We start from the raw sequence: 24324 nt of genomic DNA, 5'->3' as shown, positions 1-24324 counted from the left end.
ATTTCTCGTCACCCCGGGCTTGACCCGGGGCCTGCCTTGTCTTTGAACCGGCAGCGAAAGAAGGAAGGCGGGTCCCGGGTCAAGCCCGGGATGACGATGATGGAGGCGTCCGCTTTCCACCCCAAAGCCGACCTGCAGACGGCAAAACGGAAAACCGGCGCGGATCGCTCCGCGCCGGGTCCCCCGTGTAAACCTGCGATAAAAAAGTGCGCTGCGCGTCAGGCGACGCGGCGCACTTCATTGCCTTCTTCGTCGATGTCGCGCAGCACATAGCCGCGGCCCCAGACGGTCTCGATGTAGTTTTCGCCGCCGCACGCGAGCGCGAGTTTCTTGCGCAGCTTGCAGATGAAGACGTCGATGATCTTGAGTTCGGGTTCGTCCATGCCGCCATAAAGATGGTTCAGGAACATTTCCTTGGTCAGCGTCGTGCCCTTGCGCAAGCTGAGCAGCTCGAGCATCTGATATTCCTTGCCGGTCAGATGGACGCGGGTGCTGTCGACTTCGACCGTCTTGGTGTCGAGATTGACCGCCAGCTTGCCGGTCTTGATGACGCTCTGGCTGTGGCCCTTCGAACGGCGGACGACCGCATGGATGCGGGCGACCAGTTCGTCGCGGTGGAACGGCTTGGTGACATAATCGTCGGCACCGAAGCCGAACGAGCGTACCTTCGAATCCATTTCGGAAATGCCCGACAGGATCAGCACCGGCGTCTGCACCTTGGCGGTGCGGAGCTTTTTCAGCACGTCATAGCCGTGCATGTCGGGCAGGTTCAGGTCGAGCAGGATGATGTCGTAATCATAGAGCTTGCCCAGATCCAGGCCCTCTTCCCCCAGATCGGTGGAATAGACGTTGAAGCCTTCGGTCGTGAGCATCGTGTCGATCGCCTTGGCGGTCGTCGGCTCGTCCTCGATCAGCAATACGCGCATTGGGCACCCCTTGACTGTTTCCCACGATGACCCCGCGACCCGTCCGCTTGATCACCTGCGTGATGTCACCGACCGAACCCCTGTTGCGGGACTGCCGGAACATTAACCATGAAAGCAATGAAGGGAAAAGGTTAATTTTGATTTAACCCGCAGGAATCCACGAGTCGCGAGGCATTCATGCCACAGTTTCGGGTCCCGAACGCCCCGAAGCGAGCATCAGATGCTGCGCATGCGCACCGGTGCAGGAGCGCTTGAGCGTGTCGACCAGATGGTCCGACAACGCCTTGACCCGCGCCGGGCGCAGCCGCGATGGTGGCGAAAGAAGGTGAAGATAGGATTGCGGCAGCGACCAGTCGGTGAGGATGCGGACGACGTCGCCCTTCACCAGCGCCTCCTCGGCGATGAAATCGGGAAGCACCGCGATGCCGCCACCGGCGATCAACAGCGGGATCATGATGTCGCCATTGTTGGTAAACAGCGGCCCGGTCGGGATCACCGTCGCCTCTTCGCCGTCGCGGTGGAACCGCAGCGGCATCGCGCGTTCGCGGTGGCCGTATCCGATCAGCCTGTGGCGGCCGAGGTCGAGCGGGTGGCGCGGGGTGCCCTGTTTTTCCAGATAGGCCGGGCTCGCGATCACCGATCCCGCGACCGGCGCGATGGTGCGCGCGAGCAGGCTCGAATCCTCCATGCTCGCGATGCGCAGCGCCAGGTCGATCCCCTCGGCGACGACATCGTGGCGCGCATCGCTCAGCATCACCTCGATCTCGACCGCGGGGTGCATTTCTAGGAAGGTCGCGAGCGGGCGGCCGAGCACCTTGATCCCGAAGCTCATCGGCGCGGCGAGGCGGATCGGACCGGCCAGGTCGTTGCGGTCGCCGCGCGCCGCCTCGGTCGCCGTGGTCGCCGCCGCGACCATCGCATGCGCCTCGCCGAGCAGCCCGGCGCCGGCGGTCGAGACGGTGACGGTGCGCGAACTGCGGTGGAGCAAGGCAATGCCGAGCGATGCCTCGAGCCGGGTCACCGCCTTCGACACGCTCGCCTTCGACAGGCCGAGCGTCGTCGCGGCGGCGGTAAAGCTGCCGCTATCGGCGACGGCGGCGAAACAGGCCCAGCCTTCATAATCGGGAAGCGCCATTCTCTTCGTCCTCTATTGCCTGCCCATGGTCGCCACCTGTTGCCCCGTCATTGCAAGCGAAGCGAAGCAATCCAGGGCGGATTACGCACACTCTGGATTGCCGCGTCGCCTCCGACTCCTCGCAATGACGAGGTCTAAAATGGAAACGATAGATTTCCATCTACGCTATTTTAGAAACGATCCCAATCGCTATCTTGGCTTCAACAAGACGGCCACCGCGGCACCCGCCGAAGGCCGATAGAAAGGACGACGCCATGATCGACATTCGCAAATTCGACAGCCTCGGCCACGCCGACCATGGCTGGCTCGACGCCCGCCACCATTTCTCCTTCGCGAACTACCATGACCCGAAGCGCATGGGCTGGGGCGCGCTGCGCGTGTGGAACGACGATGCCATCGCGGCGCAGGCAGGGTTCCCCCCGCACCCGCACCGCGACATGGAAATCATCACCTATGTCCGCAGCGGCGCGATCACCCACCGCGACTCGATGGGCAACACCGGCCGCACCGCGGCGGGCGATGTCCAGGTGATGAGCGCCGGCACCGGCGTGACGCACAGCGAGTTCAACCTCGAGGACGAGCAGACCACGCTGTTTCAGATCTGGATCATGCCCGACCGCGCCGGTGGCAACCCCGGCTGGGGCGCGCGCCAGTTCCCGCAGGCCGATCGGTCCGGCCAGTTCGTGACGCTCGCCAGCGGCATCGAAGGCGATGACGCTTTGCCGATCCGCGCCGACGCCCGGGTGGCGGCGGCAACGGTGAACGCCGGCGAGACGGTCTCCTACGACCTCGAAGCCGGGCGCCACGCCTATCTCGTCGCCGCCAAGGGTCGCATCCGCGTCAATGGCGAGGACGCCGATCCCCGCGACGGCATCGCGCTGCGCGATGTCGGCACGATCGAGGTCGAGGCGATCGACGACGCCGAACTGGTGCTGGTCGACAGCCTGTAACGAAGCCCCGGGCCGCCGCCTCTCCCCCTCCCCTGGCGGCGGCCCACCCCTGTGCCGCGAGTTCCCCTCCCCCCGGCAAATGAACTCGCGGCACCCCCTTCTTCCCAATGTTCCAGTCCAAGGAGTAAAATCATGTCCCATATTCTTCGCATCGATGCCTCGGCCCGCAACAGCGGTTCGACCACCCGCCAACTCACCGACCAGCTCGTCGCCCGCCTTGTCGAACAGGGCTATGGCGCCGCGGTCACCCAGCGCGACCTCGCGCTCACCCCGCCGGCGCTGCTGACCGAAAACTGGGTCGGCGCCAATTTCACCGACGATGCCGAGCGCAACGACGACCAACGCGCGGCCCTCGCGCTTTCGGACGAGCTGATCGCCGAACTCGAAGCCGCCGACACGATCGTCATCGGCGTGCCGGTCTATAATTTCGGCATCCCCGCCGCGCTCAAGGCGTGGGTCGACCTGATCGCCCGCGCCCGTCGCACCTTCCGCTACACCGAGACCGGCCCCGAAGGCCTGCTCAAGGGCAAGAAGGCCTATCTCGTCGTCGCCTCGGGCGGCGTGCCGGTCGGCAGCGATTATGATTTCGCGAGCCGCTACATGCTCCAGCTGCTCGGCTTCGTCGGCATCACCGACGTGCAGATCATCGCCGCCGACCAGCAGATGGTGGACGGCGAAGCGATCGCCCGCGCGACCGCGTCGATCGCCGACCTCAAGCAGGCGGCCTGAATCGATGCGCCGTCTCCCGAGCCTTTTCGTTTCGCACGGCTCGCCGATGATGGCGCTCGAGCCCAGCCCGGCGCGGACCTTCCTCGCCGGGCTGGGCACCCAATTGCCGCGCCCGCGTACAATCCTGATGGTGTCGGCGCACCACGACGCGGCGTACCAAGGGGGCCGCGCGACGGTGACCTCGTCGGCGAACCCGCCGACGATCCACGACTTCGGCGGCTTTCCCGACGAACTCTTTGCGATGCGCTATCCGGCGCCGGGCGACCCGGCGCTCGCGGCGCGCATCGTCGCTCTGCTCGGCGACCACCGCCTGACGGTCACCGCCGATCCCGAACGCGGGCTCGACCATGGCGCCTGGGTGCCCTTGTCGCTGACCTATCCCGGTGCCGATATCCCCGTCGTCCAGCTCTCGATCGCGTCGAACGCCTCGCCCGAACGGCATTATGCGCTCGGCCAGGCGCTGACCCCGCTGCGCGACGAAGGCGTGCTGATCATCGGGTCGGGCAGCATCACCCACAACCTCCGCGCGCTCTTCTCGGCACGCCCCACCATCGACGCCCCCGCCCCGGCGTGGGTGACCGGTTTCACCGACTGGGTTGCCGAACGCATGGCGGCGGGCGCGGTCGACGATGTGCTGCACGCGGTCGAGCGGGCGCCGCACGGCCACGACAATCATCCCACCATGGACCATATCCTGCCCTTGTTCGTCGCGATGGGCGCGGGCGGCGCACCCTTCGCGGCCGAGCGGCTGCACGCCAGCATGACCTATGGTCTGCTCGGCATGGACGTTTATTCTTTCGGCTGACCGGCGCGCGGCCTATAGGCCGCCGATGTTACTCACCGACCATATCCTGTTCCTCGACGGCGAGGCGATCGTCGTCGACAAGCCGGCGGGCCTGCCCGTCGATGCGCCGCGCGATGGCGGCATCAGTCTGATCAATCATCTCGACACGCTGAAGTTCGGGTTCAAGCGCTGGCCGCTCGCGGTCCACCGGCTCGACCGCGACACCTCGGGATGCCTGCTGCTCGCGCGCAATCCCAAGGCGCATGGCCGCTTTACCCAGGCGTTCGAGGCGCGCGCGGTCGAAAAGGCCTATCTCGCGATCGTCGACGGTCTGGTCGCGGGGACAAGCGGCACGATCGACCTGCCGCTCGCCAAGGTTTCGACCGCCGAGGATGGCTGGCGCATGGTCGGCGACGCCGACGGCAGCAAGCGCGGCAAGCCGTCGATCTCGCATTGGGAAAAACTCGCCGAGGTCGGCGGTCGCAGCCTGCTGCGCTTCCGCCCCGAAACCGGGCGCACCCACCAGCTGCGCGTCCACGCGCTCGAAGGGCTCGGCTTTCCGCTCGTCGGCGACCCCGTCTATGGTAGCGGCGGTCCGCGTGATCGCACGATGCTCCACGCCGAGCGGCTGGTGGTGGCGCGCGGCGACAAGCCGTCGATCGTCGCCGAAGCCCCCTTCCCCGACCGCTTCACCGCGCTGGGTTTCGCCGCGCCGGAGGGTGCGGAGCCGACGCGTGGCTGAGATTCCGGAATCGGCGATCAGCGAGAAATTCCTCGCCGGAACCGGGCCGGGCGGGCAGAATGTCAACAAGGTCGCGACCGCGTGCCAGTTGCGCGTCAACGTCTATGCGCTCGGGCTCGACCCCGAAGCCTATAAACGGCTGAAGACCCTCGCCGGCAGCCGGATGACGACCGATGGCGAACTCGTCATCCTCGCGCGCCGCTATCGCACCCAGGAAGCGAACCGCGCTGACGCGCGCGAACGGCTGACCGCGCTGGTCAACGCCGCACGCGTCCGCCCCGAACGGCGGGTGAAAACCAAGCCGAGCAAGGCGGCGAAGGCGCGCCGCGTCGACAGCAAGAAGGCGCGCAGCACGATCAAGGCGGGGCGCGGACGCGTCCGCCCGTCGGACTAAGGCGCAAACCGTCCCGCCGCGAGACAGTAAAGCCGCATTTCGCAGATATTTACGCTCTCTGTTTACCGCTGCGAAAGCATCGTCCCCTAGATTCGCCGCTCCACTTCAACGGGAACGCAGCCGACCGTGAAACACTCTGGTACATTCTCCACCAAGCCGGGCGCCCAAACCCGCGGCGCCGAGCGCGCGCAGGTCAAGGCGAACGCGCGGTTTCGCGAGGCGGGCTTCAACCCCTATGACGCCGAGCTGTTCGACCTGTCGTCGACCGGCTTTCGCATGAACACCTTCGCGCGCCCGGCGATCGGCAAGCATATCTGGGTCAGCCTGCCCGGGCTGCAGCAGCTCGAATGCATCGTCCGCCGCGTCGACGGCAATGAATATGGCTGCGAGTTCGTCAACCCGCTGCACCCGTCGGTCGCCGCGCACATGCAGACCAAGCTGCGCACGCCGCTGCGCTGAGCGTCAGCCTTCGGGCTTTTCCGACTTCTTCAGAATATGCTTCCACTCGGCGGGCGTTACGCGCCCGACCGACAACCGCGACAGCCGGATCAGGTCCATGTCGGCGAGTTTGGGATCGGCCTTGATCGCCGCCAGCGTCACCGGATTGGCGAGCGGACGCACCGGCGCAACGCGCACGATGACCCACGGCGAGCCGTCCTCGGCGGTCGGATCGGGCGACGCCTCCTCGACGATCTCCATGATCCCGACGCATTCCTTGCCGATATTGCTGTGATAGAAGAGCGCCTCGTCGCCGACCTTCATCGCCTTCATATTGAGCTTGGCGCTGTGGTTGCGCACCCCGTCCCACATGCCCTTGCCGTCCTTGACGAGCGTTTCCCACGCATAGGCGTCGGGTTCGGATTTCATCAGCCAATATTGCTTTGCCATGGCGGCGGGCTTAGCCGAGCGATGCGCGGGACGGAACCGCCTTTTTCCCTTTAACCTGTGCCGCGCAACGCCTAAATCGCATGGCATGACGCGCGCCTCGGCGCCGCCCCCTTGCTAGATGGATGACAAGATGACCGCCGCCGTACCCGTGATTTCCATGGCGCTTCCCGCCGACCGTTTCGCGCAGGATTTCGGCGCCTCCTTCGAACGCTTCGGCTTTGCGATGATCACCGACCATGGCATCGACCCCGATCTGATCGACGAGGCGTGGGACAAGGCGAAGCAATTTTTCGCGCTCGATGAGGATCAGAAGCGCGCCTATCATATCCCCGGCGGCGGCGGCGCGCGCGGCTACACCCCGTTCGGGACCGAGATCGCCAAGGGCGCCAAGGAAGTCGACCTCAAGGAATTCTGGCACGTCGGCCGCGACCTGCCCGCTGGCCACCGCCTCGCCGCGCAGCAGCCGAACAATGTCTGGCCCGCCGAGATCGCGGGCTTCCGCACCGCCTACGACAAGCTCTTCGCCGAATTCGACCGCGTCGGCGCCCGCCTGCTCTCGGGCATCGCGCGCTATCTGAAGCTCGACCCCGCCTTCTTCGACGACACGGTCAAGGACGGCAACAGCGTGATGCGCCTGCTCCATTATCCGCCGGTCGAGGCGCCCGCCAAGGGCATCCGCGCCGAGGCGCATGAGGATATCAACACGATCACCCTGCTGCTCGGCGCCGAGGAAGCGGGGCTGGAAATCCTCGACAAGGACGGCAGCTGGCTCCCCGTCTCGCCCCCGCCGGGCGCGATGGCGGTCAATGTCGGCGACATGCTCCAGCGACTGACCAACAACAAGCTGCCCTCGACCACCCACCGCGTCCGCAACCCCGATGCGGGGCGGGCGAGCGTCGCGCGTTACTCGATGCCTTTCTTCCTCCACTTCCGGTCGGACTATCCGATTCAGACGCTGGATAATTGCGTCGATGCGGCGCACCCGGACCTCTACCCGACGCCGATCACCGCGGATGAGTATCTGCAAGAGCGGCTGCGCGAAATCGGGTTGAAGAAATAGGCCCGGACGCGGCGGCAATGCACTGGAAAGACAAGGTCGGTGAGGCTGTGGTCGGCGGACTGGCGGGACTCGCCGTCGTCGTCGTCTTCCTGATCGCGCAGGCCATCCTTTACGGCGCGACGCCCGGCGACTGGCTCGCCTTCGCCGGCGCCATGATCGGTATCGGCGGAGCGACCGGCACTGCCATCTATGTCGCCGACCGCTCCCGCCGCACCGCCCGGCGCGACGACGTCAATTTGCTGGGCGGTGCGATGCATGATCTCGACGCCACGCTCGCGAAGATCGCGCGCGGCGACGCGGGCGGGCCGGACAAGGCGAAGCAGAAGGACAGCATCGTCCTGCTGCTCACCCAGCTCGAATTCGGGCGCGAGGTTTTCGCCCATGCGCTCACGACCTCGCGGATCGACGACGTCGCGCTATGGCGGCACGTACGCCTCATCGAGAAAAACATCGCCGATAACGCGAAGATGATCGCGCGCGAAACCGCGATCGTCAGCAAGAACGAGCCGACCGACGACATCCTCCGCATCTACCGTGAACATACGAAGGCTTTTGCAAACGAATTGCGGCCGCTGCTGCGCAGCGCAATCGAGCGCATCGATCGGCTCTGAGGCCGCTGTGTCGCGACACACGTCGCCACGATCAGCGCCGCTTCCGGCGCAGCACCTTTGCGTGCGACAGGACTATTTCGCCGTCACTGCCATTGAAAGGCAGAAGGTTCGACAGACCGATTCCCGCCGACAGGATCGCCAGAACCTCGGCAGAACGGTGGAGCAGCGCGCCGATCCACACGCATTTTTCCTGCCGCGCGACCTCGGCAAACGCGCGCCGCATCGCGTCCTCGTCGGGCAGCCCGGCATAGCCCCCGCTGATCGCGATCATCGGATCGCGCGAGACGATGCAAGCGGTCGGGTCGGGGAGAAACAGCAGCGCCGCGCCCGCAACCAACGCCAGAAGCAAATTGGCGCCCGGCCCGGCCAGCGCGATCGCGAGGGCGCTCTTCGAGGAATGCTGGACCGGATGCGGCGCATAAGAAACGTAACCACCCACCTCCGCCTTGTGCGGTAAGCGGCGAAACGAGAGCCGCCTCTTGGGCACGTCATAATGGATGCCCATGACGCAGATGGTGCGCAGCGTTGCACCCCAGCGCACCACCGCCCAGGCATGGCCGAGTTCGTGGATCAGGATGACGAGGAAATTCAGGACGACGATCAGTACTATAACCGCCCAAAGGTCGAGACGCAGTTCCCTAAGGCCGGCGAAGACGATGAAACTCAGGACCGACTGCACAAGATATGCGAGCTGTCTGATCACCTATCGCCCCGACCAATAATCGAACACCGCCTGCTGCTGCTCCTTTATGAAGCGCGCCGCCGCCGCGCCCTCCCACGGGCCGTGATAGCCGAGCAGCAGCGCCGTGCCGCCGACCCACCAGCCCTGCCCCGGCAGGCGGTCGCTTTCGCGCACCACCAGCACCGCCATGTCGGGCTGACCGTCCGCCGCGCACAGCCGGTCGACCTCTTCGAGCGTGCGGCACACCGCGCGCATCTTGGGCCGGGTGAAACGAAAGCCAAGGTCGCCGAGCAGTTCGGAGTAGCTGACGCTGCGCCCTTCGCGCGCCGCTTCGGTCAGGATCGCGCGGATGCGCGGCGCATCGCCGAGCGCGCTTGCATCGGCGGGGACCGGTCGGTCGGCATCGAGGCCGGGATCAAGCGCCACGCTTTTTCACGACCCATGTTTTTTCGGCGGCCAGGGGATGAAGCCCGACGTGCGCGCGACATAGGCGTCATAGCCCGGCCGCGTATGCTTCATGCCGCGTTCGAGCAGCGCCTTGCCCGACCATTTGGTGAGGGTGAAGGACAGGAACAACGGCCCGATCACGCTTGCCGCCGCGACCCACAGCGCCGCGTCGGCGGCGACGAGCCAGATGCCCCACCAGGTCAGCGCATCGCCGAAATAATTGGGATGCCGCGTATAGCGCCACAGCCCGGTGTCGAGGATCTTGCCCTGATTGTCGGGGTTGCCGCGAAACCGGTCGAGCTGCCAGTCGCCCACGCTCTCGAATGCGATGCCGGTCAGCGCCGCCGCGACCCCGATCCAGCCGATCACCCCGATCTGCGACGCCGGCGATGCCGCGCTTGCGAAAACGCCGATCTGCGCCGGCAGGCTGGTGACGAACAGCAGCGGCGCCTGGGTCAGGAAGACGCTGACCAGCGCGGTCGTTTCCCACCCCCAATGGCGCTTTTTCATGATCCCCGCGATGATCTTTTCGTAACGCGGGTCTTCGCCGCTCCGCCGCCAGCGGATGAACAGGTGGGTCGCGAGGCGCAGCCCCCACAGCGTCGTCAACCCGAGCAGCAATTGCGCGCGCAGCCCTTCGTTGCCGACCTGGATCGCGGTGCCCCACGCGAGCAGCACCATGCCGAAGGCCCAGAAGGCATCGATGAAGGACACGTCGCGGATCGACAGCGCGATCAGCCACAGCACACCGATGACCAGGATCAGGCCGAAGAAATTGGTCGCCAACACGATTCCCACGCTCGTCATCGCCGTCTCCTGCCCCTGTTGCGTCCGGTCCTAATCCGCCCCCACGATATCGTCGATCGACTTCACCGCACGCTCCGGAAATTTCGGGATGCAGCTCTTATAGACCTCCAGCACCTTCATCATGTCGGCGCGAAAGTCGCCCGTCGGCCAGATCAGCGGCCCGAGGCCTCCCGTCTTGGTCCCATAATCCATCATGCCGACGACCATCGGCACCTTGGCCGCCATCGCGATCTGGTAGAATCCGGTGCGCCATTTCTTCGCCTTGCCGCGCGTCCCCTCGGGCGCGACGGTCAGCATGAATTCAGCGCGGCGCGCGAATTCATCGACCATCTGCTGCACCGCGTTGCTGGCATTGTGGCGATCGACCGGAATGCCGCCCATCTGTTTCATGAAGCCCGCGAGCGGCCATTTGAACAGCGACAATTTGCCCATGAAATGCGCGCGGACCTTCAGGTCGGCGGTCAGACCGAGGAAGTTGACGAAATCCCAGTTGCTGGTGTGCGGCGCGGCGATGATGATGAAACGCCGCGGTTCGGGCACCTCGCCGACCGCTTTCCAGCCGCGCATCCGGTACATCAGCAACAACAGACGCCGCACGGCGCGCGCCACGAGTCCGGGCGGATGATCGTCGATTTCGGTCACTTAGGCTCCTCTTCCCTGAAGGCGGGGATGCGCGAAAGCCAACGACCACGCAAGAAAAACAACAGGAACGTGCTGAGAACGCAAGCGATGACTGGCGCCAGCTTTGGGTAGGAAGCGGACATGGGAATCCTCCCTGTGGCGAAGCCATGGGGAGGGGGACCGCCGCCGCAGGCGGTGGTGGAGGGGCCGCAACGTCGCGCCATAGCCCCTCCGTCAGCCCTGCGGGCTGCCACCTCCCCATGGCTTTGCCACAGGGCGGATCACGAACGCACCCTCGCGCCCGAAACCGACCTCTCACCCACCCGCGAAAAACCACTTTCCTAAAAAACCGCGCTATGATCTACCCTGCCGGATGACGGCGTCGCCTGCCCCTTGCAGCTTATCGCGAACCTCCCGCACCCACCCTCCGCTTAAAGCGACAAAGGAGACATTTCGGACGCGTTCGTCCGTATCCTTTGTCTCCTTAAGGCCCGAACCGCCCGTCAATCCGCCTTGCGAGCACCGTCGCTTTCTGCTCCCTTCGTTTGCGAAGGGGATTTCATCTTGAAGACAATCTGGCTGCCGTTGCTATCCGCGCTGGCCTTCGCCACGCCCGCCGCCGCACAACAGGCGCCGCGTCCCGACCAGATCGCCTTTCGCGAGATTTTCAAGGAGCTGATCGAAACCAACACGACGCTGTCGTCGGGCAGTTGCACTCTCGCCGCCGAGCGCATGGCGACGCGGATGAAGGCGGCGGGTTTTCCGGGCGACCAGCTCACCCTTTTCGCCACCCCCGACCATCCCAAGGAAGGCGGCCTCGTCGCCGTCTATCCGGGGACCTCGAAGACAGCGAAGCCGATCCTGGTGATGGCGCACATCGACGTGGTCGAGGCGAAGCGCGAGGATTGGGAGCGCGACCCCTTCACCCTGTTCGAGGAGAATGGCTATTTCTATGGCCGTGGCACGCTCGACGTGAAGTCGCAGGCCGCGGTGTGGGTCGACATGCTGATCCGCTTCCAGCAGGCGGGCTATAAGCCCAAACGCACGATCAAGATGGCGCTGACTTGCGGCGAGGAAAGCAATGGTGCGTTCAACGGGGTCGAGTGGCTCGTCGCCAACAAGCGCGACCTGATCGACGCCGAGTTCGCGCTGAACGAGGGCGGTGGCGGCGACAGCGACGGCAAGGGCAAGGTCATCGGCCAGTCGGTGCAGGTCGGCGAAAAGACCTTTGCCAACTTCCGCCTCGAAACGCGCAATCCCGGCGGGCACAGCTCGGCGCCGGTGCCCGCCAATGCGATCTACGAACTCGCCCGCGCGCTGACCAGGATTGAAGAGCATGACTTTCCGGTCGAGATGACCGACGTGACGCGGCGCTATTTTGCCGAAGCCGGCGCGGTCCGCGGCGACGACATCGGCCGGGCGATGATGGCACTGGCGAAAGACCCGGCGGACACGGCGGCCGAGGCGATCGTCAACAAGGACCCGTTCCTGCACAGCAACCTGCGCACCACCTGCGTCGCGACCTTGCTCGACGGCGGCCACGCCCCCAACGCACTGCCGCAGCGCGCGGGCGCGAACATCAACTGCCGCATCTTTCCCGGGCACAGCATCGAATCGATCAAGGACGAACTGGCGAAGGTCATCGGCGACCCCGGCGTCGCCATAACCCAGTTGCCGCCCAAGCGCCCCGCACCGCCCGCGCCGCCGCTCGACCCGAAGGTCATCGGCCCGATGGAAAGGCTGGTCGCCAAATATTGGCCGGGGCTGAAGGTGATCCCGTCGATGGCGAACGGCTATACCGATGCGACCTTCCTCGGCGCGGTCGGCATCCCGACCTATGGCATCCCCGGCATGTGGGGCGATCCCGACGGCAATGGCGTCCACGGCCTCAACGAACGGATCGAGGTGAAATCGCTCTATGTCGGGCGCGATTATATGGTCGATCTGGTGAAGGCCTATGCGGACTGAGCTTTAACCGACGAACGCGCGCTCGATCACGAAATCGCCCGGCGCGGCGTTCGAGCCTTCCCTGAAGCCCAGCGCTTCGAAGCGCGCCTGCAGGTCGCGGATCATCGCCATGCTGCCGCACATCATGATGCGGTCGCTGGACGGGTCGAACGCCGCCGGTCCGGTCAGCGGATGGCTGAACAGCGCGCCATCGTCGATCAGCGCGTCGATGCGCCCCGTGGTACGGAACGGCTCGCGCGTCACCGTCGGCAGATAATGGAATTGCAGCAACGCCTGATCCTGCACCAGCGGATCGCCGGCGAGCTGGCTTTCGAGGTCGTCGCGGAACGCGAGGTCGCCGACCTGACGCACGCAATGGACCAACACGATCTCGTTGAACCGCTCATAAATGTCGGGATCGCGCGCGAGGCTGAGGAAGGGGGCGAGGCCGGTGCCGGTCGAGAGCAGGAACAGGCGGCGACCGGGGGTCAGCGCGTCAGCGACCAGCGTGCCCGTCGGCTTGCGCCCGAGATAGACGGGGTCGCCGGGCCGGATCGACTGGAGGCGCGAGGTCAGCGGGCCGTCCGGCACCTTGATCGACAGGAATTCCAGTTCGTCGGCCCAGGCGGGACTGGCGATCGAGTAAGCGCGCAGCAGCGGCCGCCCCTCGCCACCCGGCAGGCCGATCATCACGAACTCGCCCGAACGGAAACGAAAGCTCGACGGGCGGGTGATCGTGAAGCTGAACAGGTGGTCGTTCCAATGGCGGACGCTGCGCACCGCTTCGACGGTCAGCGAGGCGGAGGGGGCCAGCTTGGCCGCGGCGGCGATACGGTCGCTCATCACTTGGATTCCTGATGTGTCTTGGGGGGTGGGGCGGAAAGCGGCGACAGGTCGAAACCCGCCGCACCGAGCGCGGCGACCGCGCTGGTCATGGCCCTGGCGATCGGCGCGGCAACATCGGGCGCGACCAGCAACGTCAAAGTGACGCGCAGCCGCACCGCTTCACCACGCGCGGCGTCGCGCCACAGCCCGATGAGAATGGCCTCATCCTCAGCAATCCGGCCGCAGGCCATCGGCGCGAGCGTCAGGCCTGCGCGTCCGTCGCTCGCCAGCATAGCCATCGCGACGTGGAAATCGGGCAGCGCCATTCTGGCATTCATCCCCGAAAAACCGCGGTGCAGTGCGCGTGGCGGGCATTTGCCCCGCTCCGCCGCCCCGACCCAGCCGCGCATCGCCTACAACAGGAAGCGGCCGCCGTTGCACAGGCTGTCCACGGGGCGGTCGACAAAGGCGTACATAAACTCTCCGGCGCTGGCGATGCACCGGCTCTATATGGTATTGCGAGTCATTTGCAATAAACTTCTTCTACGCGGCACCTTCGCCAACATCCGCCCGCCATCAACACCCCCTTTGCCTTGTGGCGCCAGCCTTGCTATCGCGCCGCGACCATGGCGAATTCGACCGACGATCCCGATAGCAACGCACCCGTTCCCGGAATGACCGACACGCCCTTCGACAGCGCGCTGTCGGAGCGCTACCTCGTCTATGCGTTGTCGACGATCACCGCGCGCTCGCTGCCCGACCTGCGCGACGGGCTGAAGCCCGTCCACCGCCGGCTGCTGTGGGCGATGCGCGCGATGCGGCTCGACCCGTCGCAGGGCTACAAGAAATCGGCGCGCGTCGTCGGCGACGTCATCGGCAAATTCCATCCGCACGGCGACACCGCGGTCTATGACGCGATGGTCCGCCTCGCGCAGGATTTCTCGCTGCGCTATCCGCTCGTCGACGGCCAGGGCAATTTCGGCAATATCGACGGCGATAATGCCGCCGCCTATCGTTACACCGAAGCGCGGCTGACGCGCGTTGCCGTCGATCTGATGCAGGGCCTCGACGAGGGCACCGTCGATTTCAAGCCGACCTATAATGGCGAGGACGAAGAGCCCGAGATCATGCCGGGGCTGTTCCCGAACCTGCTCGCCAATGGCGCGAGCGGGATCGCGGTCGGCATGGCGACGAACATCCCGCCGCACAACGCAGCCGAGGTGATCGACGCGGCGCTGGTGCTGATCGAGAACCCGCGCGCCGAGCTGACCGAACTGCTCGACCATGTGAAGGGCCCCGACTTCCCGACCGGCGGCATCGTCGTCGACAGCCCCGAAACGATCGCCCACGCCTATGCCACCGGCCGTGGCGGTTTTCGCGTCCGCGCCCGCTTTTCGACCGGCAAGGCCGAGAGCGGCTGGGAAGATACGGGGATCGAGAAACAGGCGGGCGGCACCTGGCAGCTCGTCATCAGCGAAATCCCCTATGGCGTCGCCAAGGGCAAGCTGATCGAGCAGATCGCGCAGCTCATCGCCGACAAGAAGCTGCCGATCCTCGAGGATGTGCGCGACGAAAGCGCCGAGGACCTGCGCATCGTCCTCGTCCCCAAGAGCCGCAACGTCGACCCCGACGTGCTGAAGGAAAGCCTGTACCGGCTGACCGATCTTGAAAGCCGCTTCGCGCTCAACCTCAACGTGCTCGACGCAACACGCACGCCCAAGGTGATGGGGCTGCACCAGCTGCTCACCGAATGGCTGCAGCACCAGATCGTCGTGCTCGTCCGCCGCGCGCAGCATCGCATCGCGAAGATCGACGACCGGCTCGAACTGGTCGCGGGCTACATCATCGCCTTTTTGAACCTCGACCGGATCATCGAGATCATCCGCACCGAGGACGAGCCCAAGCCGGTGATGATCGCCGAATTCATCCTGACCGACCGGCAGGCCGAGGCGATCCTCAACATGCGGCTGCGTTCGCTGCGCCGCCTTGAGGAAATGGAGCTGAAACGCGAACAGGCGGATTTGACCGCCGAGCGCGAGGAACTGACGAAGCTGGTCGAGAGTCCGGCGCGGCAGAAGACGCGGCTGCGCAAGGACCTGGAGAAATTGCGCGCCGTCTATGGCCTCGACACCCTGCTCGGCGCGCGGCGCACGACGATCGCCGAGGCGGCGCCGGCGCGCGATATCCCGCTCGACGCGATGATCGAGAAGGAACCGGTGACAGTCATCCTGTCGAAGCGCGGCTGGATCCGCGCCCAGCGCGCGCATGTCGCGGCCGACCAGTGGGGCGAGTTCAAGTTCAAGGAAGGCGACGAACTCGCCTTTGCGGTCCATGCGCAGACCACCGACAAATTGCTGATCGCGGCGAGCGACGGGCGTTTCTATACCATCGGCGCCGACAAATTGCCCGGCGGCCGCGGTTTCGGCGAGCCGCTGCGGCTGATGGTCGATATCGACCCCGAGGCGCGCATCGTCGCGCTGATCCCGGCGAGCGCCGACGGCCGGCTGCTGCTCGCCTCGACCAGCGGGCACGGTTTTGTCGCGCAAATGGGCGAGATCATCGCCGAGACGCGCAAGGGCCGAAACGTCGTCAACCTCAAACCCAAGGCGCAACTCGGCGTCGTGCGGCCGATCGGCGCGGGTGACGACAGCGTCGCGGTGGTCGGCGAGAACCGCAAGCTCGTCGTCTTCCCGCTCGCCGAAGTGCCGGTGATGGCGCGCGGCCAGGGCGTCATGCTGCAACGCTATCGCGACGGCGGGCTGTCCGACGCGGTCGCCTTTGCCTTTGCCGACGGTTTGAGCTGGGCGATGGGCGGCGATACGGGGCGCACGCGCACCGAAACCGACCTGGCGCCGTGGCGGGTAGCGCGCGGCGCGGCGGGGCGCATGCCGCCGACCGGCTTCCCACGGAACAATCGTTTCGGCTGATCGCTTTTCGATGTAGCCGTAAATAGCTTCTTTACCCCCCGCCCCATAGTGTTTGAGCAATGGGGAAAGGTCGCACAAAACCCTCTTTTATGCCTATCGATCGAACCGGCGAGGACCGGCCCCTTCTGTTCGTCGGCTGGATCGACGCATTACCGGTGCCGGCGGCGCTGATCCGGCCGCTCGCGCGCGGCAATTTTCGCCTGCACGCGAGCAACGCCGCCTTCGACCGACTCGCCCTCTCGCCCGCCGGTGCGAACGCGCCGATCGAGCTGCGCCGCGCGATCGAACGCGCCGAACAGGCCCCTGATGATACGCAGGAATTTTCGTGCCAGCTGGGCGAGGGCCCGGCGGCGCGCGACCTGCGTGGATCGATCGGGCCGCTGTCCGAAGAATGCGGCGACGACAATCTGTTCCTGCTGACGCTGATCGACCGCACCCAGGAAATGATGACCGAGCGCAATCTGCGCCGCGAGCTGGTGTCGGACAGCCTGACCGGCCTGCCCAACCGCGCCGGATTCGAGGAACTGGTCGAACAGCGAATCGCCGCCGACGGCGAATCGGACCATGCCATCCTGCTGCTGGACCTGGCGCGGTTCAGCCGCATCAACGAACATATCGGGCCGCTGGCGGGCGACGAACTGATCATCACCGTCGCACGTCGGCTGAAGTCGAGCCTGCGCAGCGGCGACATATTGGCGCGCACCGGCGGCGACGAATTCGCCATCTCGTCGCGCATCGCGGGCGGCCGCGCCGATGTGCGCGAGATCGCGCGCCGCATTCGCGGCTGTTTCGACCACCCCTTTCGCATCGGCGAGCTGAAGGTCAGCGTCGACTGCGCACTCGGCTGCACGATCCAGCCCGCGGCGGACACCGATGTCGCCGACCAGATCCGCCACGCCCAGATCGCCCTGAAGCGCGCCAAGCAGACCGACCGCATCGAGATTTACGAGCCCGAGGCGGCGATGCTGTCCGACAATCGCTTCGGCCTGGAAACCGCCTTGCGCAGCGCGATCGAGGAGGACCGGCTCCACCTCGCCTTCCAGCCGCTGATCGAGCTGGCGACGGGCAAGGTTTCGGGGTTCGAGGCGCTCGCGCGCTGGGACAATGCCGGCAGCCGTTCGATATCGCCGACCGAATTCATCCCCATCGCCGAGGATTCGGGGCTGATCGTCCCGCTCGGCCAATGGGCGATCGCCAAGGCGGCAAGCACAATCGCCGAATGGGATGCCAAGAATGGCGGCGTGCCGGTCGATTGCTATTTTTCTGTCAATGTCTCGGCGATCCAGCTGGTGCGCGACGATGTCGCCGCGGCGGTGCGCCAGGCCCTGGCGTCCAACGGGATCGGCGGCGAGCGGCTGATGATCGAGCTGACCGAAAGCGCGATCATCGGCGATCCCGACCTCGCGCTGTCGGTCCTGAGCGAACTCAAGGCGCTGTCGACGCGCGTCGCGATGGACGATTTCGGCACCGGATATTCGAACCTCGCCTATCTCCAGCGCTTGCCGCTCGACGTGCTCAAGATCGACCGCAGCTTCGTCGAGCATATGGTCGAGGACCGCGACAAGGTCGCCATCGTCCGCACGATCCAGAGCCTGGCCGAAGCGCTGGGCATGAAGACCACCGCCGAGGGGGTCGAGACCGCAGACCAGGCGCGGCTGCTGTCGGCGCTCGGTTGCGATTTCGGGCAGGGCTTCCTGTTCGCGCACCCGATGGTCGCCGACACCGCCTTCGATTACTGGCGTCAGTCGCTGACGCGCCCGATCTTCTGATCGAGCAACGCGGCGACGCGCGCCGCATCGGGGAAATCCTCGGCGACCCATGCCGCTTCGACCGCTTTCAACAGCGCCGCGACTTCGGGTCCGACGGTGACGCCCCGCGCGACGATCTCGCCGCCCTTGAGCGGGAGGGTCGGAACGGTCCAGCCCGCCAGCGATTGTGCGGCATCCGCCGCCTCGTCGGATCCCGCGGCAAGCAGATAAGCGTCGGTCGCAGCTTCGATGCCGATCTTGTGCGCAAGCTGGCGCGGGGGCGGCAGCGCGGCAGCGCGATGCGCGGCGAGCGCGGAGAGATGTTTCCGCTGGCGCGAGGAGAGGCGGAGTCGGCTCGCGACATCCTCGGCGGTCGGTGCGTCCGGCGGGAGCAAGGCGGCGAGGCGGCGGAAGGCCGAAGGGGCCGCGCCGGCAGTGGCTTCATTGGCGAGCAGGCGGTCGAGCGTCGCGGCGAAATCGGGAGCGAGTTCGGGCAGGATCACCGCGAACATGCCGTCGGTCGCCATCTGGCCGACGATGGCACGCGGGTCGGGAAGCGCCAATATCTTGGTAAGCTCGTCGGCGACGCGTTCGCGCGACAGGCTTTTCAGCGACTGGCGCGCGGCGATCACCGCCGCATGGCTGTCGGGGTCGAGTTCGCCCTGTCCGAAGCGCGCCGCGAAGCGGTAGAAGCGCAATATCCGCAAATGATCCTCGGCGATGCGCGTGGCGGCGTCGCCGATGAAGCGGATGCGTCCCGCGTCGAGGTCGGCCAGACCGCCGAAATAATCGTCGACCGCACCGGTCAGCGGGTCGGCATAGAGCGCATTGATCGTGAAATCGCGCCGCGCCGCATCGTCCCGCCAGTCGTCGGCGAAGGCGACCGTCGCGCGGCGGCCGTCGGTCGCGACGTCGCGGCGCAGCGTCGTGATCTCGTGCCGTTCGTGGCTGGCGATCGCGGTGACGGTGCCGTGCGCAATGCCGGTGGGCACGACCTTGATCCCCGCCTTTTCGAGCCGCTGCATGACCTGATCGGGCATCAGCGGGGTCGCAAGATCGATGTCGGCGACGGGCAGGCCGAGCAGCGTGTCCCGCACCGCACCCCCGACGAGCTTCACCGCCCCGCCGCGTGCGAGCAGCGCGGTGACGATGCGCCGCAGCCCCTCGCCATGGCGCCATTCGGCGTCGGGCAGCACGGTCATCGGTGCCAGTCCGCCGGCATCCGCCGCGCGAGGTTGATGATGATGCCCGCCGTCACGCCCCAGATCCGCCGTCCCTGCCACATCATGTCATAATAATGCCGATCATGGCCCTGCCAATGCGCATGGTGGAGCGCGTAATTTTCGGGGTCGAACAGGATATCGATCGGCACCTCGAACCAGTCCTCGACCTCGTCGGGATTGGGATCGAGCGGCAGGTCGGGCGGGATTACGCCGAGCACCGGGGTGATATGATAACCGCTGCCCGACCGATAGGCGTCGCAGGTGCCAGCGATCGTCACGTCGCGTCGGTTGAGTCCGATTTCCTCCTCTGCCTCGCGCAGCGCAGCGTCGACCGCGTCGACGTCGCCGGGATCGATCTTGCCGCCCGGAAAGGCGACCTGCCCCGCGTGGCTACGCAGCCATTGCGGGCGCTGGGTCAGGATGATGCCGGGTTCGGGGCGGTCGGTGAAGGCAATGAGCACCGCGGCATCGCGCAGCGTCGGCGTACCGAGATAGGTTTCGTCCTCATCCTCGCCGGGGAGCAGATTGTCGAGCGCGACGCGCAGTTTGTCGGAGAGCATCAGCCGGCCACCAGCGCGAAGCGCGCGCCATTCGACCAGATCGCGGGTGGATCGTCGCCCTCGACGAGCGCGAGGTCGGCGATCTCATAATAGAGCGCTCGATCGACGCGTGCTTCGAGGCCATTGCCGGGCGCGCCGCGAACGTGGAGGCGCGGGTCGGGATTGTCGGGGTCGGTGCCGAAGCTCAAGGGATGGTCGGGACCGGCCATCACCAGGTCGTCGGTGTCGAGGCGGAAGACCAGCTTGCGGTCCTTGCCAGCGCCTTCGCTCTTCATCTCGACCGCGCGGAAGGGCATGTCCTCGACCGCGATGACGAGCTTTTCGGCGGGGGTGACGAGGACATGGCTGCCGTCGGGTTCGCGGCGCAGGATCGTCGAGAAAAGCCTGACCATAGCGGGGCGGTTGATGCGCCCGCCCTCATGATACCAGCTGCCGTCGGTGCGGATTTCCATCGCGCTGTCACCGGTGCGCTCGGGATGCCATTGCTCGACCGGCGGCAATTTGCGCGCCGCGAGCAGTTCGGCCGCCTCGGTCAGCGACAGCTGCGCGAAATCCCTGGGAAGCGATGGCGCGGGGGTTACCATGGCGCCCCGACCTTCGCGGGAAAAAGCGGCGGAAAAGCGCGCAACTTCATTCGCGATGCGCGTTCGGGATAGCGAAGGGCCGACAGGAGCACCGGCACGAAAATCCCGGAAAACTGCGCAACTTCATTCACGATGCGCGTTCCGCGGCGATCTCCCGCAAAAGACGTCAGGGGCCGACCGCGTTTCCCCGCCATGGACCCAGGCTTTCGCCGGCGAGCCGCGCGAAGCCGATTCAGAGAAATGGCGGAAAACTGCGCAACGTCATTCGCAAATCGCGGTCGGGAGGGGAGGCAGGGAATCATCGAAAAAACGCTAAGCGAGCGGGATAATGTAGGACAGCGTTTTTTGTCCGCTAGCGCGGGCCGATCATCCCTGCGCCGGTCGGCAGGCCGTGCCCGTTCACCGCGCGCGCGAGCAGGCGACGCTTTTCATAGGGGCCTGGCAAATCCCACGCCCCGGTCGCATCGGCGGTGAAGCCGAAGAAGCGGCCATAATATTCGGGGTCGCCGATCATCATCAGTCCGCTGTCGGCCTCGGTCTCCGCGGCCTCCAGCATATAGGCCATCAGCGTGCGGCCATGGCCGGTGCGCTGGAGGTCGGGGCGCACCGCGACGGGGCCGACCATGACGAGCGAGGTCGCGGCGCCAACGGCGTCGACATGCGCGACGGGCCAGCACTGGATCGTGCCGACCAGCGCGCCATCCTCGACCGCCGCGAAGCTCAAAGCCGGCACCGCATCCATGCCCTGACGGATGCGATAGGCGGTTCGTCCAAAGCGGTCCGCCCCGAATGCGGCGTCGAGGATATCCTCGACCGCCGACGGTGCAATATCCGACAATGGAAGTAACTCGACCAACGTGCGCCCTTTCGCTAATGCGGCGGCGCTTTAGGGTCCGGGGTCGGCGATGGAAAGCCGAATGTCGCCCCGGCCGAACAGGAATTTCTTGTGACCGATACATTGTGGCTGGAGGTGGACGGGCTGACCGTCCAGGTGCTGACCGGCATTTATTCCGAAGAAACCCATTTGCCGCAGCCGCTGCGTATTTCGGTGCGCGCCAAGCTGGCGATGGCCGATCATTATGATCCGACGACGCCGCTCAGCCGGTCGAAGAACTATATGCACCTGAAATTCGCGGCGACCGAGGGGCTGCCCAAGGATGTGCATTTCGTGCTGATCGAAAGCGTCGCCGACCATATCATCGACACCCTGTTCCTGCAGGACGACAAGGTCGAGGCGGTCGAGGTCAAGATCGTCAAGCTGGCGATCGCCGAGGAAGGCGAACAGATCGGTATCACGATGCGGCGAACCCGCCCGGGTTTGGGCAAATGACGCAAAAGCTGGCGCTGGTGACGGGTGGCATCCACCGCGTCGGCGCCGCGATTTCGGCGCGGCTGGCGCGTGAAGGCTATGCGCTGGCGCTGCACAAACGCACCGCCGCGGAGGCCGACCCGGTGCTGGCCGAGGCGCTGGCCGAGACGGGAGCGGTGAGCCACCGCTTCGCCGCCGACCTGTCCGATCCGGCTGCGGTCGATGCGCTGGTGCCGGCGGTGATCGAGAAATTCGGCCGCGCGCCCGACCTGCTGGTCAACAATGCGGCGCATTTCGCCGAGGGCGAATGGACCGACCTGTCGGCGGCGGCGCTCGCCGCGATGATGCAGGTCAATCTGTCCGCGCCGGTGATGCTCGCCAAGGCGCTCGTCGCCGCGAGCGAAGGGCGGCGCCCCGCGATCGTCAACATCGTCGACCAGCGCGTCGTCCACCCGGTGCCCGACCAGATCGCGTACAGCCTGTCGAAATCAGCCTTGTGGCAGGCGACGGCGACGCTGGCGGTCGCGTTCGGCGGCCGCGCACGCGTCAACGCGGTGGCGCCGGGGCTGACGATGGCGACCGGCGATTATTCGGCGCCGCAGGTCGAGCGGCTCGGCAAGCGCATGCCGCTCGGCGCGCTGCCGACGCCGGGGCAGATTGCCGATGCAGTGATGTATCTTGCGCGCGCCGAGGCGGTGACGGGGCAGACGATCTTCGTCGACGGCGGCGCGCATCTGGCGCCGATGGCGCGCGATTTTGTCGCACTGGAGCGGGATTGAACTGGATATTCCTCCCTGTCGCGAAGCGATGGGGAGGTGGCAGCGCAGAGCGCTGACGGAGGGGCGACAACGCAGCGTCGCGGCCCCTCCACCACCGCTTCGCGGCGGTCCTCCTCCCCATCGCTTCGCGACAGGGAGGATTTGCCTCAATAAATATGCACCGCCTTGGTGACCAGATAGCCCTCAAGCCCTTCGGGGCCGCTCTCGCTGCCGAAGCCCGATTGCTTGATGCCGCCGAACGGCATGTCGAGGGTCGAGATGACGAAGCTGTTGACCCCGACCATGCCGCTTTCGATGCTGTCGACGATGCGGTTGATGCGGCGGCCATTTTCGGTGAAGGCGAAGGCGGCAAGGCCGAAGGGCAACCGGTTCGCCTGCTCCAGCGCCTCGTCCTCGGTTCCGAACGGGCGGATCAATGCCATCGGGCCAAAAGGTTCGATGTTCATTGCATCGGCCTCGACCGGGACGTCGGCGATCGCGGTCGGCTGGAAGAAATAGCCGTTGCCGGTCGCCTCGCCGCCGGCGATGACGCGCGCGCCCTTCGCCTTGGCGTCGGCGACCAGAGCCTCCAGCGCGGGCACGCGGCGCGCATTGGCGAGCGGGCCCATCTGGGTATCGGCGTCGAGACCGCTGCCAATCTTCACCTTCGCGGTGCGCTCGGCGAAACCCTTGACGAAAGCGTCGTAAATGCTCTGCTGGACATAGAAGCGCGTCGGCGAAATGCACACCTGTCCAGCGTTGCGGAATTTCTGCCACACGACCTTGTCGAGTGTCGCCTCGAGATCGCAATCGTCGAAGATCAGCACCGGCGCGTGGCCGCCGAGTTCCATCGTAATGCGCTGAACATTATCCGCGGCGAGCTTCATCAGATGCTTGCCGACCGCGGTCGAACCGGTGAAGCTGACCTTGCGGATCACCGGGCTGGCCAGCAGGTGCCGGCTGATCATGTCGGGATCGCCATAGACGAGCTGGACCGCATCGCCGGGGATGCCGGCATCGATCAGGCAGCGCATGATCGCGCTGGTGCAGCCCGGGGTTTCCTCGGGCGCCTTGGCGATCACGACGCAACCCGCGGCGAGCGCCGGGGCGATCTTCTTGACCATCAGATTGACCGGGAAATTCCACGGGCTGAAACCCGCGACGGGGCCGATCGGATGCCTGGTAACCATCGCGCGCTGTCCGGCCGGACGCTGCAGCACGCGGCCTTCGATGCGCTTGCCCTGTTCGGCGAAATAGGCGAGCAACCCCGCCGCCGACAGCACTTCGCCGCGCGCCTCGGCGATCGGCTTGCCCTGTTCGAGCGTCAGCAGTGTGGCGATATGGTCGACGCGTTCGCGTATCAGCCCGGCGGCCTTGTGCATCAGCGCGGCGCGCTCGTCGGGGGTCTTGGCGCGCCAGCTCGGCCAGCCGCGGTCGGCGGCGGCGAGCGCTTCGTCGAGGTCGGCGGCGGTCGCCACCGGCAGCTCGGCGATCGTACCCGCGGTCGCGGGGTTATAGACCGGCCGCGCCTCGCGCCCCTCGCCGCTTCGCCAGGCGCCATTGATGAAGAGTTGGAGGTCGGCGTCGTAGGTGGCGGTCATAGGGTGACTTTCGTTCTAGAGTGCCGTCATTGCGAGGAGCGAAGCGACGCGGCAATCTCCAGCTAT

Annotated in this window: 27 protein-coding genes; 13 read left to right on the top strand and 14 right to left on the bottom strand. The window is 66.1% G+C overall.

Going from position 1 to position 24324, the window contains the following annotated elements:
- Positions 1-218: 218 nt before the first annotated feature.
- Both ctrA and AC07U1_RS09110 read right to left on the bottom strand, forming a co-directional pair.
- Positions 219-926, bottom strand: coding sequence for a response regulator transcription factor CtrA (ctrA, locus tag AC07U1_RS09115; protein WP_056345920.1), 708 nt, complete (start codon positions 924-926; stop codon positions 219-221).
- 175 nt (positions 927-1101) lie between these two features.
- Positions 1102-2061 (bottom strand): LysR family transcriptional regulator, encoded by a 960-nt coding sequence (locus AC07U1_RS09110; protein WP_056345918.1) that lies wholly within the window; start codon positions 2059-2061, stop codon positions 1102-1104.
- A 254-nt stretch (positions 2062-2315) separates the two neighbouring features.
- Here AC07U1_RS09110 and AC07U1_RS09105 point away from each other — a divergent pair, with 254 nt between their 5' ends.
- The 6 genes from AC07U1_RS09105 to AC07U1_RS09080 all read left to right on the top strand — a co-directional run bounded on the left by AC07U1_RS09105 (position 2316) and on the right by AC07U1_RS09080 (position 6119).
- Positions 2316-3011, top strand: a complete 696-nt coding sequence (locus tag AC07U1_RS09105; RefSeq protein WP_187140558.1) for a pirin family protein — start codon at positions 2316-2318, stop codon at positions 3009-3011.
- Positions 3012-3143: 132 nt separating this feature from the next.
- Positions 3144-3740 carry an FMN-dependent NADH-azoreductase gene (locus AC07U1_RS09100; RefSeq protein ID WP_056345915.1) on the top strand — a complete coding sequence of 199 codons (597 nt, stop codon included), beginning with the start codon at positions 3144-3146 and terminating at the stop codon, positions 3738-3740.
- 4 nt (positions 3741-3744) lie between these two features.
- Positions 3745-4545, top strand: a complete 801-nt coding sequence (locus AC07U1_RS09095) for a DODA-type extradiol aromatic ring-opening family dioxygenase (protein ID WP_495176749.1) — start codon at positions 3745-3747, stop codon at positions 4543-4545.
- Positions 4546-4570: 25 nt separating this feature from the next.
- On the top strand, positions 4571-5266 hold the full coding sequence (locus tag AC07U1_RS09090) for an RluA family pseudouridine synthase (protein WP_495176750.1): 696 nt from the start codon (positions 4571-4573) through the stop codon (positions 5264-5266).
- Positions 5259-5660 (top strand): alternative ribosome rescue aminoacyl-tRNA hydrolase ArfB, encoded by a 402-nt coding sequence (gene arfB, locus AC07U1_RS09085; RefSeq protein ID WP_495176751.1) that lies wholly within the window; start codon positions 5259-5261, stop codon positions 5658-5660. The genes AC07U1_RS09090 and arfB overlap by 8 nt, the downstream gene beginning before the upstream one ends.
- 126 nt (positions 5661-5786) lie before the next feature.
- Positions 5787-6119, top strand: coding sequence for a PilZ domain-containing protein (locus AC07U1_RS09080; RefSeq protein ID WP_495176752.1), 333 nt, complete (start codon positions 5787-5789; stop codon positions 6117-6119).
- Positions 6120-6122: 3 nt separating this feature from the next.
- Here the strand turns inward: AC07U1_RS09080 and AC07U1_RS09075 are convergent, their stop codons facing one another.
- Positions 6123-6548 carry an EVE domain-containing protein gene (locus AC07U1_RS09075; protein WP_495176753.1) on the bottom strand — a complete coding sequence of 142 codons (426 nt, stop codon included), beginning with the start codon at positions 6546-6548 and terminating at the stop codon, positions 6123-6125.
- A 130-nt stretch (positions 6549-6678) separates the two neighbouring features.
- Between AC07U1_RS09075 and AC07U1_RS09070 the strand changes: the two genes are divergently transcribed.
- On the top strand, positions 6679-7608 hold the full coding sequence (locus AC07U1_RS09070) for an isopenicillin N synthase family dioxygenase (RefSeq protein WP_495176754.1): 930 nt from the start codon (positions 6679-6681) through the stop codon (positions 7606-7608).
- 17 nt (positions 7609-7625) lie between these two features.
- Positions 7626-8219, top strand: a complete 594-nt coding sequence (locus AC07U1_RS09065) for a hypothetical protein (RefSeq protein ID WP_495176755.1) — start codon at positions 7626-7628, stop codon at positions 8217-8219.
- 31 nt (positions 8220-8250) lie between these two features.
- Here AC07U1_RS09065 and AC07U1_RS09060 read toward each other — a convergent pair whose 3' ends face one another.
- From AC07U1_RS09060 to AC07U1_RS09045, 4 genes are read right to left on the bottom strand one after another with little or no spacing between them, the layout of a single operon-like run.
- Complete coding sequence (locus AC07U1_RS09060; protein WP_495176756.1) at positions 8251-8922, bottom strand: site-2 protease family protein; 672 nt, start codon at positions 8920-8922, stop codon at positions 8251-8253.
- Entirely contained in the window at positions 8923-9327 is a 405-nt protein-coding gene (locus AC07U1_RS09055) for a hypothetical protein (protein WP_056345900.1), read from the bottom strand.
- A 6-nt stretch (positions 9328-9333) separates the two neighbouring features.
- Positions 9334-10155, bottom strand: a complete 822-nt coding sequence (locus AC07U1_RS09050; RefSeq protein ID WP_495176757.1) for a DUF1295 domain-containing protein — start codon at positions 10153-10155, stop codon at positions 9334-9336.
- 30 nt (positions 10156-10185) lie between these two features.
- Positions 10186-10797: a lysophospholipid acyltransferase family protein gene (locus tag AC07U1_RS09045; protein WP_495176758.1), complete on the bottom strand. Its 612-nt coding sequence runs from the start codon at positions 10795-10797 to the stop codon at positions 10186-10188.
- Between the two features lie 540 nt (positions 10798-11337).
- On the opposite strand from AC07U1_RS09045, the gene AC07U1_RS09040 reads away from it, so the two are divergent.
- Positions 11338-12744, top strand: coding sequence for a M20/M25/M40 family metallo-hydrolase (locus tag AC07U1_RS09040; RefSeq protein ID WP_495177470.1), 1407 nt, complete (start codon positions 11338-11340; stop codon positions 12742-12744).
- 3 nt (positions 12745-12747) lie between these two features.
- Here the strand turns inward: AC07U1_RS09040 and AC07U1_RS09035 are convergent, their stop codons facing one another.
- Positions 12748-13566 (bottom strand): ferredoxin--NADP reductase, encoded by an 819-nt coding sequence (locus AC07U1_RS09035; RefSeq protein ID WP_187141209.1) that lies wholly within the window; start codon positions 13564-13566, stop codon positions 12748-12750.
- Positions 13566-13874 carry a hypothetical protein gene (locus AC07U1_RS09030; protein ID WP_495176759.1) on the bottom strand — a complete coding sequence of 103 codons (309 nt, stop codon included), beginning with the start codon at positions 13872-13874 and terminating at the stop codon, positions 13566-13568. The genes AC07U1_RS09035 and AC07U1_RS09030 overlap by 1 nt, the downstream gene beginning before the upstream one ends.
- Positions 13875-14174: 300 nt before the next feature.
- On the opposite strand from AC07U1_RS09030, the gene parC reads away from it, so the two are divergent.
- Both parC and AC07U1_RS09020 read left to right on the top strand, forming a co-directional pair.
- Positions 14175-16475, top strand: a complete 2301-nt coding sequence (gene parC / locus AC07U1_RS09025) for a DNA topoisomerase IV subunit A (RefSeq protein WP_495176760.1) — start codon at positions 14175-14177, stop codon at positions 16473-16475.
- 89 nt (positions 16476-16564) lie between these two features.
- Positions 16565-18244, top strand: a complete 1680-nt coding sequence (locus tag AC07U1_RS09020) for a putative bifunctional diguanylate cyclase/phosphodiesterase (RefSeq protein ID WP_495176761.1) — start codon at positions 16565-16567, stop codon at positions 18242-18244.
- Here AC07U1_RS09020 and AC07U1_RS09015 read toward each other — a convergent pair.
- From AC07U1_RS09015 to AC07U1_RS09000, 4 genes are all read right to left on the bottom strand, one after another.
- The gene (locus AC07U1_RS09015; protein WP_495176762.1) at positions 18217-19425 is read right to left on the bottom strand and encodes a CCA tRNA nucleotidyltransferase; all 1209 of its coding nucleotides are present in this window, start codon (positions 19423-19425) and stop codon (positions 18217-18219) included. The genes AC07U1_RS09020 and AC07U1_RS09015 overlap by 28 nt on opposite strands.
- Complete coding sequence (locus AC07U1_RS09010; protein ID WP_495176763.1) at positions 19422-20006, bottom strand: CoA pyrophosphatase; 585 nt, start codon at positions 20004-20006, stop codon at positions 19422-19424. The genes AC07U1_RS09015 and AC07U1_RS09010 overlap by 4 nt, the downstream gene beginning before the upstream one ends.
- Complete coding sequence (locus AC07U1_RS09005; RefSeq protein ID WP_495176764.1) at positions 20006-20590, bottom strand: DUF1285 domain-containing protein; 585 nt, start codon at positions 20588-20590, stop codon at positions 20006-20008. Before AC07U1_RS09005 ends, AC07U1_RS09010 begins: the two co-directional genes overlap by 1 nt.
- A gap of 352 nt (positions 20591-20942) precedes the next feature.
- The gene (locus AC07U1_RS09000) at positions 20943-21428 is read right to left on the bottom strand and encodes a GNAT family N-acetyltransferase (RefSeq protein WP_495197683.1); all 486 of its coding nucleotides are present in this window, start codon (positions 21426-21428) and stop codon (positions 20943-20945) included.
- 108 nt (positions 21429-21536) lie between these two features.
- Between AC07U1_RS09000 and AC07U1_RS08995 the strand changes: the two genes are divergently transcribed.
- Positions 21537-21920, top strand: a complete 384-nt coding sequence (locus AC07U1_RS08995; RefSeq protein WP_056345871.1) for a dihydroneopterin aldolase — start codon at positions 21537-21539, stop codon at positions 21918-21920.
- Positions 21917-22678, top strand: a complete 762-nt coding sequence (locus tag AC07U1_RS08990) for an SDR family oxidoreductase (protein WP_492737102.1) — start codon at positions 21917-21919, stop codon at positions 22676-22678. Before AC07U1_RS08995 ends, AC07U1_RS08990 begins: the two co-directional genes overlap by 4 nt.
- A gap of 146 nt (positions 22679-22824) precedes the next feature.
- On the opposite strand, the gene AC07U1_RS08985 is transcribed toward AC07U1_RS08990, so the two are convergent.
- Positions 22825-24258, bottom strand: coding sequence for an NAD-dependent succinate-semialdehyde dehydrogenase (locus tag AC07U1_RS08985; protein ID WP_495176766.1), 1434 nt, complete (start codon positions 24256-24258; stop codon positions 22825-22827).
- Positions 24259-24324 lie beyond the last annotated feature (66 nt).

This window comes from Sphingopyxis sp. GW821-FHT02C12, assembly GCF_059421785.1.
This window is presented reverse-complemented; position numbering and strand designations above follow the sequence as displayed.

What these genes read in the sequence shown, in the direction of transcription:
- ctrA (WP_056345920.1), bottom strand. Translation starts at nt 926, where the DNA reads ATGCGCGTATTGCTGATCGAGGACGAGCCGACGACCGCCAAGGCGATC.
- AC07U1_RS09110 (WP_056345918.1), bottom strand. Translation starts at nt 2,061, where the DNA reads ATGGCGCTTCCCGATTATGAAGGCTGGGCCTGTTTCGCCGCCGTCGCC.
- AC07U1_RS09105 (WP_187140558.1), top strand. Translation starts at nt 2,316, where the DNA reads ATGATCGACATTCGCAAATTCGACAGCCTCGGCCACGCCGACCATGGC.
- AC07U1_RS09100 (WP_056345915.1), top strand. Translation starts at nt 3,144, where the DNA reads ATGTCCCATATTCTTCGCATCGATGCCTCGGCCCGCAACAGCGGTTCG.
- AC07U1_RS09095 (WP_495176749.1), top strand. Translation starts at nt 3,745, where the DNA reads ATGCGCCGTCTCCCGAGCCTTTTCGTTTCGCACGGCTCGCCGATGATG.
- AC07U1_RS09090 (WP_495176750.1), top strand. Translation starts at nt 4,571, where the DNA reads ATGTTACTCACCGACCATATCCTGTTCCTCGACGGCGAGGCGATCGTC.
- AC07U1_RS09075 (WP_495176753.1), bottom strand. Translation starts at nt 6,548, where the DNA reads ATGGCAAAGCAATATTGGCTGATGAAATCCGAACCCGACGCCTATGCG.
- AC07U1_RS09070 (WP_495176754.1), top strand. Translation starts at nt 6,679, where the DNA reads ATGACCGCCGCCGTACCCGTGATTTCCATGGCGCTTCCCGCCGACCGT.
- AC07U1_RS09065 (WP_495176755.1), top strand. Translation starts at nt 7,626, where the DNA reads ATGCACTGGAAAGACAAGGTCGGTGAGGCTGTGGTCGGCGGACTGGCG.
- AC07U1_RS09050 (WP_495176757.1), bottom strand. Translation starts at nt 10,155, where the DNA reads ATGACGAGCGTGGGAATCGTGTTGGCGACCAATTTCTTCGGCCTGATC.
- AC07U1_RS09035 (WP_187141209.1), bottom strand. Translation starts at nt 13,566, where the DNA reads ATGAGCGACCGTATCGCCGCCGCGGCCAAGCTGGCCCCCTCCGCCTCG.
- AC07U1_RS09030 (WP_495176759.1), bottom strand. Translation starts at nt 13,874, where the DNA reads ATGGCGCTGCCCGATTTCCACGTCGCGATGGCTATGCTGGCGAGCGAC.
- parC (WP_495176760.1), top strand. Translation starts at nt 14,175, where the DNA reads ATGGCGAATTCGACCGACGATCCCGATAGCAACGCACCCGTTCCCGGA.
- AC07U1_RS09020 (WP_495176761.1), top strand. Translation starts at nt 16,565, where the DNA reads ATGCCTATCGATCGAACCGGCGAGGACCGGCCCCTTCTGTTCGTCGGC.
- AC07U1_RS09015 (WP_495176762.1), bottom strand. Translation starts at nt 19,425, where the DNA reads ATGACCGTGCTGCCCGACGCCGAATGGCGCCATGGCGAGGGGCTGCGG.
- AC07U1_RS09010 (WP_495176763.1), bottom strand. Translation starts at nt 20,006, where the DNA reads ATGCTCTCCGACAAACTGCGCGTCGCGCTCGACAATCTGCTCCCCGGC.
- AC07U1_RS09005 (WP_495176764.1), bottom strand. Translation starts at nt 20,590, where the DNA reads ATGGTAACCCCCGCGCCATCGCTTCCCAGGGATTTCGCGCAGCTGTCG.
- AC07U1_RS08990 (WP_492737102.1), top strand. Translation starts at nt 21,917, where the DNA reads ATGACGCAAAAGCTGGCGCTGGTGACGGGTGGCATCCACCGCGTCGGC.
- AC07U1_RS08985 (WP_495176766.1), bottom strand. Translation starts at nt 24,258, where the DNA reads ATGACCGCCACCTACGACGCCGACCTCCAACTCTTCATCAATGGCGCC.